The organism is Oleiphilus sp. HI0080 (assembly GCF_001635135.1).
The window spans coordinates 1-735 of record NZ_LWFU01000922.1 but is presented as its reverse complement, the minus strand read 5'-3'; the positions used below and the strand labels follow the sequence as shown (position 1 = coordinate 735).

1 pseudogene is annotated in these 735 nt (G+C 52.0%); it reads left to right on the top strand.

What is annotated here, in order from left to right:
- Positions 1-735, top strand: a pseudogene (locus tag A3751_RS23100) (flagellin); the annotation flags it as partial.

Genomic DNA, 735 nt, shown 5'->3' with positions numbered 1-735 from the left:
CTGGCATCAGCTCAACAGCAGATCAAACGGCGCTTACGGGTACCGCATCGACTGCGTTGGTTGCTGGCGATATCGTAATCAACGGTGTAGCGATTGGCGCTTCAGATGGTGCTGTAGATACACAGTCTACAGGTTATGCTTCTTCAGGTGCGATCGCGAAAGCAGATGCCATTAACGCTGTTAGCGATCAAACAGGTGTTGTTGCAACGGTTTTAGCTAACTCGGCTGAAGGTACAGATGTTGCAGATGGTGCTGGCGCGGTTGCAGCGACCGATATAGACATCAACGGCGTAACCATTTCTCTTAGTAAGTCTGCGTCGGGTGACGCTTTCAACGATTTGTCAGGTGTTGCTGAGAGCATTAACGATAAAGCGGGCGCGACTGGCGTGACAGCAACTGTTGTCGCTTCTGATGCAGGCGCACGTATCGACTTAGTTGCAGAAGATGGTCGTAATATTACGATCGTTGGTGCGGCAGCAGGTACTCTTGGTCTGGCGACTGGTCTTGGTACTTCAGGCGGCGCGGCAACAACGGGTAACACTTACATTGGTAACTATTCGCTTTCTAGCCTTGATGGCAGTGACATCAACATCACGTCGAACACTGGTGATATTGATAACGCAGGCTTCGAAGCGGGCACGTTTTCGGGCGCAACGGCTGGTGCAATCGGTAATACACGTGAGGCGCTCACTGGTGCTGGTACTCTAACTCCTTTGGTGGCAGGCGACTTGACCA